Raw genomic sequence first — 1859 nt, forward strand, 5'->3', positions numbered from 1 at the left:
TGTGTGTGCCTTGAATGGTGAATATAGGTCAAAAAGTTGGCCGTTCCAACGGGTGAAAGTCCCTAGGCGCGGGGGTAACGTCCCGAAGCCAAGCAAGTGGCAAGCTGGTTTGCCGTGAGGCATGCAGTGAAGTAAGCCAGACTGCGGTGTCTGTACTGACGTACAGGAACCATATACGGAGGCTATGAGGTCGGATGAGGTGGCACAGCACACCGAAGTCCCAACCTTCCGCAAGGGGGGAAGTACCGAAGTAGTAGATATGGCAGGGATAGGCACAAGGATATTCACCTTACCGAGGGAGGTCTCTGGGTGTCGGGAATACCTAAGAGAAGTCAGCCGAGGTCGTAGTAGTTGCCGGTAACGAGCTGTAAGAGCTACAGAGGCCTCACTGGGCAGCGAAGGACTGAACATTGGATTACGTCCAAATTCGATAGGGAGCAACTTTTGGGGCAGCCTTATCTTAAGCGGACAGGGTTAACAGTTTAACGATGATAGAAAAAGTACTCAACCGTAAGAACCTCTATAAAGCCTACCGACAGGTAGTGCGGAACAAAGGTTCGGCAGGGGTAGACGGCATGAAAGTTACCGAATTGCTCTCCTATCTGGAAAGCAACAGGGACAAGATCGCCACCTCCATCCTCAACCACACGTATGTACCGAAACCTATCAAGGGAGTCGAAATCCCCAAGAGTAACGGAAAGACAAGATTGCTTGGAGTTCCCACAGTAATGGACAGATGGCTCCAACAGGCGGTAAGCCAAGTGCTGATGACCAAGTACGAACTTACGTTCGAGGAACATAGCTATGGCTTCCGCCCCGAAAAGAACATCCATAAAGCGGTGACACAAGCCCTGGAAAACATCAATGATGGCTACCAGGATATTGTGGACATCGACCTGAAAGGATTCTTTGACGAAGTCGACCACTCGGTCCTGCTACAGCTGATCTACCAACGGGTAAAATGCCCGACAACCCTGAGGCTCATCCGAAAATGGCTCCGTGCACCCATCCAGATCAACGGAAAGCTGCACAAGCGTAGAAAAGGCGTCCCGCAAGGCTCGCCACTCAGTCCGCTGCTGTCCAATATCCTGCTGGACTTGCTGGACAAGGAACTGGAACGGAGGAACCTGAAATACGTACGCTATGCAGACGATTTCAGCATCTACGCCAAGTCAAAGAAGGAGGCCAAAAAAGTAGGCAACGAGATTTACCTCTTCCTGAGGGACAAACTCAGACTGCCGATCAACAGGGAGAAGAGCGGCATCCGAAGACCATCCGATTTTGAATTGTTGGGACATGCATTCGTGCCAACCTATGAGAAAGGGGTCAAGGGGAAATACCAGTTGGTGGCGAAAAAGAGCAGTTGGGAGTCCCAGAAACGCAAGCTCAAGCAGATCACCAAGAAGACCAAACCGTACAGCTTTGAGGAACGGCTTAAAAAGCTGGCCGAGGTATGGAGGGGATGGGTAAATAATTACCGCCTCGCTAGTATCACGGCCAAGCTGAAATCACTCGATGAGTGGTTGAGAAACCGACTTCGATACTGTATCTGGCACGACTGGAAAAAGCCTGAGCGGAAACGTAAAAACCTGATCAGATTGGGGGTTGACCAAGATCATGCTTACGCATGGAGTCGGACTAGAAAAGGAGGATGGGCAGTCGCTCAGAGTCCAATTCTGACGACGACTATCACGCTGTCCCGTCTGAGACGGAAAGGGTATGAATCGATGCTTACCTATTACCAAAAATTGCAACCTACAATCCAGTGAACCGCCGTATACGAGGCCCGTACGTACGGTGGTGTGAGAGGCGCACCTCGCTAACTTAACGGTTGGCGAGGCCGTCTACTCGATTAGCGG

1 protein-coding gene is annotated in these 1859 nt (G+C 51.0%); it reads left to right on the forward strand.

Translation table 11 applies throughout. The annotated features are described in order from the left end of the window. Positions 1 to 488: 488 nt before the first annotated feature. Complete coding sequence (gene ltrA / locus L0U89_RS20140; RefSeq protein ID WP_234863175.1) at positions 489 to 1769, forward strand: group II intron reverse transcriptase/maturase; 1281 nt, start codon at positions 489 to 491, stop codon at positions 1767 to 1769. The last annotated feature ends 90 nt before the right edge of the window (positions 1770 to 1859 follow it).

It is taken from the genome of Mariniradius sediminis (assembly GCF_021491425.1).
GTDB classification, from domain to species: domain Bacteria; phylum Bacteroidota; class Bacteroidia; order Cytophagales; family Cyclobacteriaceae; genus Mariniradius; species Mariniradius saccharolyticus.

Bases quoted from the DNA above. Each gene is read 5' to 3' on its own strand.
- ltrA (WP_234863175.1), top strand. From the start codon at position 489: ATGATAGAAAAAGTACTCAACCGTAAGAACCTCTATAAAGCCTACCGA.